General features: G+C 60.9%; 14 protein-coding genes. 7 read left to right on the forward strand and 7 right to left on the reverse strand.

The features are described from left to right. The first annotated feature begins 437 nt into the window (after positions 1-437). Positions 438-686, forward strand: a complete 249-nt coding sequence (locus E4P01_RS07380; protein ID WP_032876124.1) for a DUF1652 domain-containing protein — start codon at positions 438-440, stop codon at positions 684-686. A 15-nt stretch (positions 687-701) separates the two neighbouring features. Here E4P01_RS07380 and E4P01_RS07385 read toward each other — a convergent pair whose 3' ends face one another. After that, positions 702-1064 (reverse strand): NUDIX domain-containing protein, encoded by a 363-nt coding sequence (locus E4P01_RS07385; protein WP_032876122.1) that lies wholly within the window; start codon positions 1062-1064, stop codon positions 702-704. Positions 1065-1190: 126 nt separating this feature from the next. On the opposite strand from E4P01_RS07385, the gene E4P01_RS07390 reads away from it, so the two are divergent. The 4 genes from E4P01_RS07390 to E4P01_RS07405 all read left to right on the forward strand — a co-directional run bounded on the left by E4P01_RS07390 (position 1191) and on the right by E4P01_RS07405 (position 4670). Next, positions 1191-2168: a Gfo/Idh/MocA family oxidoreductase gene (locus E4P01_RS07390; RefSeq protein WP_032876119.1), complete on the forward strand. Its 978-nt coding sequence runs from the start codon at positions 1191-1193 to the stop codon at positions 2166-2168. 44 nt (positions 2169-2212) lie between these two features. Next, complete coding sequence (locus tag E4P01_RS07395; RefSeq protein WP_032876116.1) at positions 2213-2842, forward strand: ribonuclease T2; 630 nt, start codon at positions 2213-2215, stop codon at positions 2840-2842. Positions 2843-3190: 348 nt separating this feature from the next. Further along, positions 3191-4054, forward strand: coding sequence for an SDR family oxidoreductase (locus E4P01_RS07400; protein ID WP_078821160.1), 864 nt, complete (start codon positions 3191-3193; stop codon positions 4052-4054). A gap of 28 nt (positions 4055-4082) precedes the next feature. Further along, entirely contained in the window at positions 4083-4670 is a 588-nt protein-coding gene (locus E4P01_RS07405) for an NUDIX domain-containing protein (RefSeq protein WP_005788870.1), read from the forward strand. A gap of 68 nt (positions 4671-4738) precedes the next feature. On the opposite strand, the gene E4P01_RS07410 is transcribed toward E4P01_RS07405, so the two are convergent. Both E4P01_RS07410 and E4P01_RS07415 read right to left on the reverse strand, forming a co-directional pair. Further along, positions 4739-5053 (reverse strand): SCP2 sterol-binding domain-containing protein, encoded by a 315-nt coding sequence (locus tag E4P01_RS07410; protein WP_005788868.1) that lies wholly within the window; start codon positions 5051-5053, stop codon positions 4739-4741. Positions 5054-5109: 56 nt separating this feature from the next. After that, entirely contained in the window at positions 5110-5820 is a 711-nt protein-coding gene (locus E4P01_RS07415) for a histidine phosphatase family protein (protein ID WP_032876109.1), read from the reverse strand. A gap of 194 nt (positions 5821-6014) precedes the next feature. Between E4P01_RS07415 and sohB the strand changes: the two genes are divergently transcribed. After that, positions 6015-7040, forward strand: coding sequence for a protease SohB (gene sohB / locus E4P01_RS07420; RefSeq protein WP_032876106.1), 1026 nt, complete (start codon positions 6015-6017; stop codon positions 7038-7040). 460 nt (positions 7041-7500) lie between these two features. Here sohB and E4P01_RS07425 read toward each other — a convergent pair whose 3' ends face one another. Then, the gene (locus E4P01_RS07425) at positions 7501-9009 is read right to left on the reverse strand and encodes an MFS transporter (protein ID WP_216091576.1); all 1509 of its coding nucleotides are present in this window, start codon (positions 9007-9009) and stop codon (positions 7501-7503) included. Positions 9010-9159: 150 nt separating this feature from the next. On the opposite strand from E4P01_RS07425, the gene E4P01_RS07430 reads away from it, so the two are divergent. Further along, on the forward strand, positions 9160-10056 hold the full coding sequence (locus E4P01_RS07430; protein ID WP_216091575.1) for a LysR substrate-binding domain-containing protein: 897 nt from the start codon (positions 9160-9162) through the stop codon (positions 10054-10056). On the opposite strand, the gene dhaL is transcribed toward E4P01_RS07430, so the two are convergent. From dhaL to E4P01_RS07445, 3 genes are all read right to left on the reverse strand, one after another. Beyond that, entirely contained in the window at positions 10013-10660 is a 648-nt protein-coding gene (gene dhaL / locus E4P01_RS07435) for a dihydroxyacetone kinase subunit DhaL (RefSeq protein ID WP_216091574.1), read from the reverse strand. The genes E4P01_RS07430 and dhaL overlap by 44 nt on opposite strands. A 2-nt stretch (positions 10661-10662) precedes the next feature. After that, positions 10663-11664 carry a dihydroxyacetone kinase subunit DhaK gene (locus E4P01_RS07440; protein WP_032876100.1) on the reverse strand — a complete coding sequence of 334 codons (1002 nt, stop codon included), beginning with the start codon at positions 11662-11664 and terminating at the stop codon, positions 10663-10665. 63 nt (positions 11665-11727) lie between these two features. Continuing rightward, entirely contained in the window at positions 11728-12843 is a 1116-nt protein-coding gene (locus E4P01_RS07445; protein WP_032876099.1) for an alcohol dehydrogenase catalytic domain-containing protein, read from the reverse strand. Positions 12844-12852: the final 9 nt, after the last annotated feature.

A 12852-nucleotide genomic window follows, 5' to 3' on the forward strand; every position in this document is an offset into this window, starting at 1 on the left:
AATCAAGAACCCTTTTTTATAAATGGACTTATGGCACGGGTATAACCGTTACTTGCACCAAAAAGTGGCACTAACTTTTCCCGTTACCATAAAAAACATGTGGTTATTGAATGACTTACGGCGCTTTCAATCCGACGAAAGGATTAAAATAATCTTGTTACACGTTTTTACAGTCGCTACTATAGCCGGGCGTTCACCTCCCACGGTTTATGCATTTTTAAATCCCAAGTTTCCATCAGCTACTTGGGATTTTTTTTGCCTGGAATTAAGTACGGGCAATAACGGCAGCGATACGACCTGTCATTCGAAACGCGCTCGTTGCCGGGCGAAATGAGGCATGGCTAACACTTTTGCATCAATCGTCCGGCCTGCGGCAAAACCTCATCTACGCTGTTTGGATCACAACCATCAGGTAGGCCCGTACAAGGGCGCTTGTCATGATCTCGATCGTCGAATTCAACCGCATCATGGCCTCGGGGTTCCAGCCTCTTTGCTGCGACTGCACCTTGAACAGCGATGGCTCGCTGCGCATCAGCATCTATGAGCCGCAGTCCGGTCGCGTCGATCTTCTGTTGACGTGCGTATCCCCTGAAGGCCTAAACAGCATCCGTTCCATCTCAAACCTGATTGGTGAGTTGCGTGCCGAGATCAAGGCCGGGCGCCGTGGGTTTGCGGCGGTAGGTTAGTGGTTGTGCGCGGCGTCAGAGGCGCCGCAGGAAGGATTTGACGATGTGACGGGTGGCGTCGGTGGTGTCCAGTTCGTCCAGGGCGCTGTAGGCGTACCACTGGCAGGCAACGATTTCGTTGCACGGCCGCGCCTCCTCGATATTCACCACCGAGGCCTCGAACACGTGGTGCAGCGTGTCGCGGGCCTTCAGCTCTTGCAAGTACAGCAAGCCATCGACGCTTAATCCGGTTTCTTCTTCCAGCTCGCGTTCGGCGGCGCCCACCGGGCGTTCGTCGCGTTCTACCTTGCCGCCCGGCAAGGCCCACTTTGATCTGGCCTTGCGCACAAAGAGAATATGCCCTTCATGTTCGCAAATGACGGTTGCCCTAATTTTCATCGTATGTGCCCCCGCGCCGGATGAATGTCACAAAAGTGTAATGCAAATGTCATGCTAAGTGGTTATGGCGTGCCGGGTTCTGTATGTGGATACTGCCCGATTGACGAAGACGAACGAGGGCATTCGATGAAGACCATACGCTGGGGCATGATCGGCTGTGGCAGTGTCACTGAGTTAAAGAGTGGACCCGCTTTCTACAAAGCGCCAGGTTCGGCATTGGTGGCCGTGATGGGGCGGCGTATCGAGGCGGTGCGCGATTATGCGGCGCGGCACGGTATCGCGCGCTTTCATACCGATGCCCAGGCACTGATCAATGACCCTGAGGTGGATGCGGTCTACATCGCCACACCGCCCGACAGTCACCTTGAATACAGCCTGATGGTGGCGGCGGCGGGCAAACATTGCTGCGTCGAAAAACCCATGTCGCTGAATGCCGAGCAGAGCGCATTGATGCAACGCACCTTCGAGCGCGCCGGGCTGCACCTGTTTGTTTCCTACTATCGGCGCTCGTTGCCGCGCTTTCAGCAAGTGCGCAGCTGGCTGCAGGAAGGGCGTATCGGTGAGTTGCGGCACCTGACCTGGACCCTGTGCAAGCCTGCCGCTGCAACTGATAGCAACGCCGCCAATTGGCGCACCGATCCGGCCATTGCCGGTGGCGGCTATTTCGCCGACCTGGCCAGCCACGGGTTCGACCTGTTCCAGTACCTGGCCGGGGATATTGTCGAGGTCTCAGGCTTTTCCGCGCGTCAGGCCGGGCGCTACGCGGCAGAGGATGCCGTGACGGCCTGCTGGACCTTCGCCAATGGTGCCTTGGGCATGGGCTGCTGGAACTTCGTGGCGGACCGTCGCGAAGACCGTGTCGAATTGATCGGCAGCCGTGGCCGCATTCAGTTTTCAGTGTTCGAGGACCAGCCGTTGCGCCTGGAAGGCGAAACCAGCGAGGTGTTGGAAGTGCCGTGCCATGCACATATCCAGTGGCACCACGTACTGGGCATGAATGCGCATATTCGCGGGGACGCCGAACATCCGTCGCTGGCGATCGAGGCGTTGAAGACCGATATCATCCTGGACAAGGTGTTGCAACGTTACTCCAATCATCCCTAGCTGCCGCGATAGCGTAAGACTTCATTTTTTAAAGGAATACCGGGATGAAATACTGGATGGTGTTGTGGCTCCTGATCGCCACAGTTGCAACTGCGGCGCCGCGTGACCAAGGGCTGCCGGGGGAGTTTGACTTTTATGTGCTGTCGTTGTCGTGGTCACCGACCTTCTGCCTGACGCACCCAGGCAATGAACAGTGCACGGGCAAGGGCTATGGGTTTGTGTTACACGGCTTGTGGCCGCAATACGCGCGGGGAGGGTGGCCGGCCTCCTGTGCGCCACAGTCACGCTTGAATGACGAGGAAATGGACAAGGGTGCGGCAATGTTTCCAACCCGTGCGCTGCTCAAGCACGAGTGGGCCAAACATGGCACCTGCAGCGGGCTTGAACCGCTGGAGTATCTGGACAAGACCGACACGGCACTCGGCGCGGTGGTCATCCCGCCGCAACTGCAGCCGTTCAATACACCCGCGTCGCTACAGGCGCGTGAGATTGAGGACTTGTTTCGCGAGAGTAACCCGCGCATGGGCAATCACGGCTTGGCAGTGATCTGCAAGGGCAAGGTGCTGTCGGAGGTGCGCGTGTGCCTGACCAAGGAACTGGCATTCACCGGATGCCCGCGCAGTGTAAAAAGCCAATGCCGTAGCGGTGATATTCGCATTCCGACGCAGCGCTGAGCTCGATTGCGGCAGCCAGGTTGTTCTCGTGACGGCCTAAAAGCAACACTGATCTTGTGGGAGGGAGCTTGCTCCCGATGGCGGCCTCAGGGCCGACCACGAGGCTGGATCAGACCGAGTACATGTCCATTCCTGTGGTAACGGCCGCTATTGGTTCCGCTTTTACAGCGGGTCACTTTGGAAAAGAGGATGGCATGAAGGCTCCAGGACAAAGGCGAAACACGGGTTTTACCAGAAGGTCCGCGAGCGCAGGTATTAATACGACGGTCGTGACGGATGAAAGTGTTACAGCATTGAACAACACGGGTGCCGATTGTTAGGGTAGACGGCCAACAGGAGGGTAAGTACATGGATTTCACCGGCAAAACCGCGATCGTCACCGGCGGCGCACGCGGCTTGGGGCTCAGTTATGCACGAGGGTTGGCCCTGGCCGGCGCCCGTGTGGTCATCAGCGATATTGGTGCCGACAAGATGGGTGCAGGCACCGATGCGTCGGTGGTGCAACAGGCCGCCGACACCCTGCGTGACGAAGGGCTGACGGTGGTGGGCCATGGCGGTGACTTGTCCACGGACGAGGGGTGCCGGCAACTGATCGCGTTTGCCCTCGAAATGTTCGGCCGGCTCGACATCCTGATTCACAACGCCGGTTGGGTGGGTTACCAGCCCATCGCAGAGCTGGACGCCAGCTTCCTTCAGCGCGCCATGGACATCAATCTCTACGCCCCGCTGTGGCTGTGCAAGCACGCTTGGCCGCACCTGCTGCGCTCTAGCGCGCCGCGCATCATCCTCACCACTTCCGACCGCGCCATGTATGCGCAATACGAGCAAACCGGGCTAGTGGCTTACAGCGCCGGCAAGATGGCACAGTTGGGCATCATGAACGCGCTGAGTCATGAAGGTGCCGAGGCCGGAATCCGCGTCAACGCGATCTCGCCGGTGGCCAAGACACGCATGTGGGGCGTGACCGACGAGCCGGACGAACTCAAGCCGGAGTGGGTGACGCCGGGGGTCTTGTTCCTTGCTTCGTCGCAGTGCACGGATACCGGCTACATACTGCGCGCCAGCAACGGTCAATTCACCGCGACGCGTTTCAGCGAAAATCCCGGCGTGGATTACCCGCGCAATCTCGCCCGTATAAAAGCGGGGAGTGCTGAAGATGTTGCTGCCGCATGGTCGCGCATCAAACAGCCGCATACCCAGGCCATCACCTGAATCTGTCTCCCTCTACCAAGGCTTGACCATGAACAATAGCCCCGTGCGCATCACTGGCGAAGAAACCCTTTCGGACAACTGGTACCTGTTGAAGAAATACAGCTTCGACCTGCGCCGTCGCGACGGCAGCTGGCAAGCCCAGACGCGTGAGGTCTACGACCGGGGCAACGGCGCAACGATCCTTTTGTACAACCGCGAGCGCCGCACGGTGCTGCTGATTCGCCAGTTCCGTATGCCGACGTTCGTCAACGATTACTCCGGCTACCTGATTGAAGCAGCGGCCGGCTTGCTCGACAACGCCAGCCCCGAAGAGCGTATACGCCTGGAAGCCGAAGAAGAGACCGGCTACCGCGTGGGGCATGTGGAGAAAATCTATGCAGCGTTTATGAGCCCGGGATCGGTGACTGAACGGATTCACTTTTTTATCGGTGAGTATCAGCCAGGCGATCGAGTGGGGGCGGGCGGTGGCCTGGAAGAAGAGGGCGAGGATATCGAGGTGTTGGAGCTGGGCTTCGAGCAGGCGCTGGCGATGGTGCAGAGTGGGGATATTGTGGATGGAAAAACGATTATGTTATTGCAGCATTTGGAGTTGCGGATACTGAGAGACGGGTGGTGATGGGACCAGGCGTGCAGGCAAAAAAATCCCGCCTGTAAAGACGGGATTGTTTGACCCGGGTTACCGAATCAGGAAGGGAACAGTTCGCTCAACTTCATCGCCAGCATCATGTCGCCTTCGGTGCGCAGCTTGCCGCCCATGAACGCCTGCATGCCGTCGGTGGAACCGTCGACGATGCCTTCCAGGGTCTCGCTGTCCATCACCAGGGTGACCTGGGCGTCAGGGTTTTCACCTTCCTGGAGTTCGCAGGTCTTGTCCTTGACCACCAGCGAAAAATTCTTGGTGTCGTCGATACGGAAACCGAACACCAGGTCCAAGCCTTCGGCAGCGCTTGGGTTGAATTTGGCTTTCATTGCTTCTACAGCTTTGGCTACGTCAGTCATGGTTTCGATCCTTTTATGGTGAGTCCAGTGACCTTGGGGTCACGGTTGGCCGCAGTTCATCGGAAAGTGATGAGCTGCGGCGCCTTCAACAGTTGCAGGTGGGCATGACTGTTGAAGGAAGCCAGTGCCACCTCGCGACCACGGAATTTCAGCTGGTTGAGCGAGGTGTTTACAATTTGCCAGTTCATTTCGAACGCCTGGGCTGCAGGCATTCGGGTAATCAGGTGGAGCAGGGCGGTGATGGTGCCGCCGGACGTGAACACCGCGATTTTGTCGGCGCTCCGGGCGGCCTCAAGGATGCGTTGCAAGCCACCCTGGACCCGCTCGACAAACCCCAGCCAGCTTTCCAGCCCAGGTGGGTCATAGGTGCCGGCCAGCCAGCGCTCGATGATCAGGGCGAAGATGCGCTGGAACTCGCTGCGGTTCTGCGGGCCATTGCGCAGGATATGCACGGCATCGGGCTCGCTGCCGAGTAAATCAGGCAGCAGGCCGCGGATGATGGCTTCGCCGTCGAACTCGTTGAAGGCGCTGTCGGTTTCGAGTATGGGGGCCGGCAGGCCGAGGGCGCGGTATTGATCGAACGTGGCGCTGGCGGTGTGTTGCTGGCGACGCAGGTCGCCGGCGATACAGCGGTCGAACACCAGGCCCAGGTCTGCCAGATGGCGACCGAGCACTTGCGCCTGTTCCACGCCGACGGGCGACAGGACGTCATAGTCGTCTGCACCGAAGGAGGCCTGGCCATGTCGAATCAGATAGATGCTGCCCACGTCCGTTTTCCCGGTACGTTGAAAGTCTGGCGAGGTTATGAGGATGCCTGCGAGCTGTCAATGAAAAAACATACGCTTGTTTTAAAAGCCCGTTGGAGCCCGCCTGCTGGCGGTTTGAGCACTGGCTCCAACGCAGTGGCGTCGGTATGCTGGGGCCATCCGCGCCTGGCGCAGTGCATTTTTTAAGGAGACATATGGATTTTCTGGCCGAATACGCGAGCTTTCTGGCGAAGACCGTCACCCTGGTGGTCGCTATTCTGGTGGTATTGATCAGCTTCGCAGCGCTGCGCAGCAAGGGTCGTCGCAAGTCCGCCGGCCAACTGCAGGTCAGCAAGCTGAATGATTTCTACAAGGGCCTGCGCGAGCGCCTGGAGTCGAGCCTGCTCGACAAAGACCAGCTCAAGGCGCTGCGCAAGTCCGAGAGCAAAGCCGAAAAGAAGAAAGACAAGAACAAGCCCCAGGCCAAGGCACGGGTGTTCGTGCTGGATTTCAATGGCGACATCAAGGCGTCGGCGACCGAAAGCCTGCGCCATGAAATCACCGCGCTGCTGAGCCTGGCCACACCCAAGGATGAAGTGGTGCTGCGCCTGGAAAGCGGCGGCGGCATGGTGCACAGCTATGGCCTGGCGTCGTCGCAACTGGCGCGCATCCGCCAGGCCGGCGTGCCGTTGACCGTGTGCATCGACAAGGTGGCGGCCAGCGGCGGCTACATGATGGCGTGCATCGGCGAGAAGATCATCAGCGCACCGTTCGCCATCCTCGGCTCCATCGGCGTGGTCGCGCAGTTGCCCAACGTCAACCGCCTGCTGAAAAAGCACGACATCGACTTCGAAGTGCTGACCGCCGGTGAATACAAACGCACCCTCACGGTGTTTGGCGAAAATACCGAGAAGGGCCGGGAGAAGTTCCAGGAAGACCTGGACATTACCCACCAGTTGTTCAAGAACTTTGTCTCGCGGTACCGCCCGCAATTGGCGATTGATGATGTAGCGACCGGTGAAGTGTGGTTGGGTGTGGCCGCCCTCGACAAACAGTTGGTCGACGAGCTGCAGACCAGCGATGAATACCTGGCCACCAAGGCCAAGACTGCCGAAGTGTTCCACCTGCACTATGCCGAGCGTAAAAGCCTGCAAGAGCGCGTGGGCCTGGCGGCCAGCGGTTCGGTAGACCGGGTATTGCTGACCTGGTGGAGCCGTTTGACCCAGCAGCGGTTCTGGTAAATCCTCAGGCTGTAGGCGGTCCCCTGTGGGAGGGGGCTTGCCCCCGATGGGCACGGACATCCACACAACCTATTAGCTGCCGACCGTAACCACGATGCGAAGCGAGCCGCTCTTGATCTTGCTTTTGATCTTGGGCGCCCCGTTAAACCACGCTGGCCGGAATTCGACAGGGATTTGGGGGGTAAACCGGCAGGGATGCCGGTTTAGCCGCCCCGCGCCATGGATGGCGCGTGGCGGCGGCCCCCCAAATCCATGGCGGATTACGGGCACACCGAGCCTAGGCGAGGTGCCGAGTGGTGGGGCAAAGAGCGCTTTGGTTACTTTCGCGCTTTTCGAAAGTGACCCGCTGTAAGAGCGGAACCCATAGTGGCCGTTACCTAAATAACGGATATGTACTCGGTCTGATCCAGCATCCCGGTCGGCCCTGAGGCCGCCATCGGGAGCAAGCCCCCTCCCACATTCAGCTGTGTGTGGGTATCGGCTTGCGCATCAGGCCCCCCACCACCAGCGCGCCCAGCAACCCCAATAAACCCGCCACCCACAACACCCCGCTGAACCCACCCACAAACGCCTGCCGCGCCAGCGGTTGCACTGTTACTCGCGCTGCTTCGGGCACCAAGTCCAGCGCCGCGGACATATCACCGGCTACCACCCGCGAAGCAATACCCGCCACCTGCGCCTGCCACTGCGGGTCGATACTCGCGCTCAGCAACTGTTCGCTGTGGCTGCTCAGCAATGCGCCATACACGCCGATGGCCAACATGATTGCGCTGAAGCGCATGGTGGTGCTCATGCCCGAGGCCATGCCCGCGCGATCCCGCGGCACGCAGGCCATGATGTTTTTCTGCGTGTCGCCATTGAGTAACCCCGCGCCTGCACCGGTGACGGCGATCGCCAGGGCAAAGGGCAGATAGCCGCCGGCCTGCACGGCCCACGCGCTCAACAGATTGCCGCAGCCCACCAGGGTCAAGCCACTCGCCATCATGGTCGCCGGTGTGAAGCGTGCCGCCAGACGTACACCGACGCGCGGGCAGATCAGCATGGTCAAGGCAAACGGCAACATGCCCAGGCCCGAGGCAATCGCGGAGAAACCCAGGCCGTTCTGCAGGTAGAACGGCAGCAGCGTCATCATCACCTGGGCGCACCCGGCATAGGCAAACATGCCGAGCAAGGCGCCGATAAAGCGCGGGTGCCGAAACAGCTGCAAGTCCACCATCGGTCGCTGCTGCAGGTGCTCGACCAGCACAAACACACCCATCAGCAGCCCACCGCCGAGCAGGCGAGCGTAGGTCAGCGGGCTATCCCAACCGATGCGATTGGCCTCGATCAACCCCCAGATCAGGCACAGCAAGCTGCCACTGAACGCCAGGCTGCCCCAGGGATCCAGGCGCGCCGATCGGCTGTCGCGGGACTCGGGAATCGCCCGCAGCACCAAGGCCATCAGTACCAGCCCCACCGGCAGGTTGAGATAGAAAATCCAGCGCCAGCCCAGGTACTCGGTAATCAAGCCGCCCAGGGTCGGTGCGGCGGTCATCGCCACGCCCATGCACGCGCCCCAGAACGCCCAGGCCTTGGCGCGTTCTATTTCATCGTGGAAGGTATGCCCGATAGACGCCAGTGCCGAGGTCAGCAGCAGCGCCGCACCCACCCCCTTCACGGCCCGGGCGATGTCCAGCCACAGCGCGGTGGGTGCTGCGCCGCAGCCCAGGGAGGCGAGGATGAAAATACCCAGGCCCCAGACCAGGGTTTTCTTGCGGCCAAAGCGGTCGGCGATACTCCCGGCCGGCAACAACAAGGCGGCGAACGCCAGCATATAAGCGCTGACGACCCACTCGATATCGGCAAAGTTGGCGCCCAAGTCGCGGGCGATGCTCGGCAGCGTGACGGCAACGATGTTGGTATCCAGCACGATCAACGAGCAGACAGCGGAGGCGGTCACCAGCGACAGGCGTGGACTGACCCGGCTCACAAGCAAATTACCTGGTAGGCAATACGGAAATCTCGGTTGACTTGCATCGCAAGGGCTCTCTAGTGTTCAGGTACTGCGAGCTTATCCCTGGCTAATCACATTTTTGTTAGGCGCCAGGAAGTACTTCATTACTTTTGAGCTAATACTGCCATGGAAATCCGCCATTTTCGTTACTTCCTGGCCGTGGCCCGGCAGCGCAATTTCACCCGCGCCGCCGAGCAATTGGGCATTGCGCCGCCGACCCTGAGCCGGCAAATCCAGGACATGGAAACCAGCCTGGGCACGCGCTTGTTTGTCCGCCGGCAGCGCGAAGTCAGCCTCACCGAAGCAGGTGCCGCGCTGCTGAGCGAGGCCGAAGCCGCCGTGCGCCAATTCGAGTTCGCACAGCGCAATGCCCAGCGCGCCGGGCGTGGCGAGATCGGGCATATTGAGTTGGGTTACGTGGCCTCGGCGCTGTACTGCGGGCTGTTGCAGCGCCAGGTACGGGGGTTCAGCCAGGCGTTTGCCGATGTGAACGTGAACCTGCGCGAATGGGCTATGGCTGCGCTACCGGGTGCGGTGGCCGAGGGGCGCTGCGATATCGGTTATATCCGTTCGCCGATGACTCTGCCGGACGGTGTGGAGGCGGTGCGCCTGGACAGCGAAGGCTTTGTGCTGGCACTTGCCCATGATTCCTGGCTGCTGGGGCTTAAGGCAATCACCTGCGAGCACCTGGAAAACGAGACGTTTATCCTGCCGGAACAAATCAGCGGCACCCTGCATGTCGCCGCCCAGGGCGGCTACGCACCGCGCCTCGGCGCGCAGCCGGGCGGGTTGGTGGCGGTGGTGGCCCTGGTGTCGTTGGGGCAGGGGGTTGCGGTAGTGCCGGCATCGATGGTCGGGCATGTGAGCCTGCCGGGCGTGGTGTATCGCAATATCCAGGGCAATGAGGCGTCGTCGTGGTTGTCGTTGATTTACCGGCGTTTTGAAAAAGCGCCGGCGGTGGCGCGGTATATCCAGCAGGTCAAGCAGTCAGGCGCGGCTGCACCGAGTCGGCCAGGCGCGTAAGAATCAGGCAGCACGACACCGCCCCGGCGTCCAGCACCCCGAGAGTGCGCTCGCCCAGGCGACTGGCGCGGCCGATCTTGGCCACCAGGTCCTTGGTCGAATCGCGCCCCTGGGAGGCGGCGGTTTTCATCGCCTCCAGCGCATCGTTGAAAGACGCCCCGGATGCATGTGCCTGTTCAAACGCCTCTACTGCAGGAATAAGGGTATCCATCAGGCACTTGTCGCCCACGCCCGCCTCGGTGATGTCCTGCAGTGAGGTCAGGCCGCCGCGCAACAGATGGGCGAAGGTTGCGGCGTCGATGTCTTCACAATTGCGCACTTCGTCGGCCATGCCAATAAACAGGCTGCCATACAGCGGGCCCATGGAGCCGCCGATGCCTTCCATCAGGCTCAGGGTCAGTTCATCCAGGGCTTGGGCCAGGCTCAGTTGGCGGCCTTCGATAGTGCGACCGCAGTGGGCGAAGCCCTTGGCCATGTTGATGCCGTGGTCGCCGTCGCCAATGGCGCCGTCGACTTCGCTGAGGTATTCGCGATTGGCCACGATGACGCTGACCAGGTCGGCAACGATGGCGCTGCCGTCACGGGTGGAAAAGTGCTGGCTCATGTTTACTCCGCCTGGGTCATGCCGATGGAACGGCAGGGTTGGTCGATCAGGGTTTTCAGCTCGGCGTCGAGGCCGAGCAGGGTCAGGGTCACGCCCATCATTTCCAGGGAGGTGAAGTAGTTGCCGACGTAGCAACGGTGAATCTTCAAGCCCTTGGCCTTGAGTTGTTTTTCCACCTCGGCGTAGAAAATGTACAGCTCCATCACTGGCGTGGCGCCAAGGCCCGAGACCAGCACCACCACACTGTCGTCCTGGCTGAAGTCGCGGTCGGCCAGGATCGGCGCAAGCATTCGCTCAGCCATGGCGGCGGCCGGTTCAATCGGAATGACTTCGATGCCCGGCTCGCCATGATGGCCGATGCCCAGTTCCATCTGGCCGTCAGGGATCTGGAAGTTCGGCTTGCCGACGGCGGCGATGGTGCAGGGCGTGAGGCCGATACCGATCGAGCGGCAGTGGTCGACGGTCTTCTGCGCGACGCGAATCACCCCGTCGAGGTCGTAATGCTGGGCGGCGGCGGCACCGCCGATCTTCCACATGAAGATTTCCCCGGCCACTCCGCGACGCTTGGCGATATCGGCCTTGGGCGCCGAGGCCACGTCGTCGTTGGCCACCACGGTGCGGATGCGCATGTCTTTGCTGGCGGCCATTTTCATCGCCAGCTTGACGTTCATATTGTCGCCGGCGTAGTTGCCATACAGGCAGGCTACGCCCGCGCCATGGTCGGCGGCGCGGAAGGCGTCGAAAAAGCTCTTGGCGGTGGGCGAGGAGAAAATCTCGCCGACGGCCACGGCGTCTACCAGGCCCGGGCCGACATAGCCGAGGAACGCCGGCTCATGCCCGGAGCCGCCGCCGGTGACGATGCCGACCCGACCCTGGCCGGAGGGCCGGGCCTTGACGATGACCCGTGGGTTGGTTTCGTACTGGCGCAGTTCGGGGTGCGCGACCAGGATGCCGCGCAGCATGTCTTCGACCACTTGGTCGGGATCGTTGATGACTCGATTCATAACGCGGGTTCCTGTGTTCTTGTTCTAAGGGGTGACACCCCTCCATTGTGGGAGCTGCTGGAATCAGGGTTCGAGCACCACCTTGAGCGATTTATCGCCGCGCTCCATCACCGCAAACGCCTCCTTGAAGTCCGCCAGGGCAAACTTGTGGGTCACCACATCGCGCATGTCGATTTTGCGGTTGCCGATAAAGTCGATGGCTCTCGGGTACATATAGGGCCCCAGGTGCGAGCCGAGGATGTCCAGCTCCTTGCGATCGCCAATGATCGACCAATCGACCGTGGCCTCGTCATTGAACACGCTGAACTCGACGAAGCGCCCCAGCTTGCGCAGCATCGCCAGGCCCTGGTTGACCGCTTTGTGGTGCCCGGTGGCTTCGATGTAGATGTCGCAGCCGTAGCCGTCGGTGATCTCGCGGATTTTGGCCAGCACATCGACCTCGGCCGGGTTCCAGACTTCGTCGGCGCCCATGCGCAGGGCGAGGGCGGCGCGCTCGGGTTTCATGTCCAGCACGATAAGCTTTTTCGGGTTGCGCAATCGCACCGCGCCGATGATGCCCAGGCCCAAAGTGCCGGCGCCTGCGACCACCACAATGTCGTCATGGTCGACGTTGGCGCGCTCCGCCGCGTGCAGCGAGCAGGCCAGCGGCTCGATCAGGATCGCTTCGTCGGGCGCGATGGATTCCGGCACTTTGTGGATGATGCCTTCCTTGGTGAAAATCATGTACTGGGCCATGGCGCCCTGCACATTATTCTGGAAGCCATACAGGTCATGCTTCTGGCACATCCAGTACTGGCCGTGGTTGCAGAAGCGGCAACCCCAGCACGGCACGATCTGTTCGGAAATCACCCGGTCGCCGACCGCCACGCCGCGCTTTTCGGCGCCTGGGCCAAGGGCGACGACACGGCACACGAACTCATGCCCGGGAATCATCGGCGGCTTCACATAGCGCGGTTGCTCGGCATCGCCCCAGAACGACGGCGCGCCGCGATAGGTCTTGATATCGCCCATGCAAATGCCGCACAGCTCGACCTTGGTCAGGATCTCGTCGGGGCCGGGGGTGGGCACGTCGACGGTTTCCAGGCGGTAGTCTTCCGGCCCATGGCAGACCACGGCCTGCATGGTTTTGGGGATGCTCGGGGCAAGTTGTTCGGGTGTGCGTTCGGTGACGGTGGACATGACAGGACC

This window comes from Pseudomonas sp. NCIMB 10586 (genome assembly GCF_023127895.1).
In the GTDB taxonomy this organism is placed as follows: Bacteria; Pseudomonadota; Gammaproteobacteria; order Pseudomonadales; family Pseudomonadaceae; genus Aquipseudomonas; species Aquipseudomonas synxantha_A.